1 protein-coding gene is annotated in these 253 nt (G+C 56.1%); it reads right to left on the reverse strand.

The window, feature by feature from the left end; translation table 11 throughout:
• Positions 1–212, reverse strand: a 212-nt coding sequence (locus F1735_RS35025) for a transposase (protein WP_222853214.1), incomplete at its 3' end; no start/stop codon positions are given.
• Positions 213–253 lie beyond the last annotated feature (41 nt).

Below are 253 nucleotides of genomic sequence, written 5' to 3' on the forward strand. Positions count from 1 at the left end.
GTCAAAATATCGTGATAAGAATGGTCGACATAGCTCTGATGACGGCGGTCAGGCAAGGCTGCGGCGAGGCGCTTGGTCAATCCAATCTGGAGGTCGACACCACGCAGCAAAACCGGACCGAGGTCAGACGACAAGCCGCCGCCGGCGAAATCGGCGCGAACGCTATGAGCGGGAATGGATGCAAAACGGAGCTGCTCTGGGGTAGAATTCATGTCGGGCAAGGTGTGTTCGTGCTGATAGGGTAGGTTTTTAG

The sequence above is a fragment of the Massilia genomosp. 1 genome (genome assembly GCF_011682185.1).
Classification (GTDB): Bacteria; Pseudomonadota; Gammaproteobacteria; order Burkholderiales; family Burkholderiaceae_D; genus Telluria_A; species Telluria_A rubra.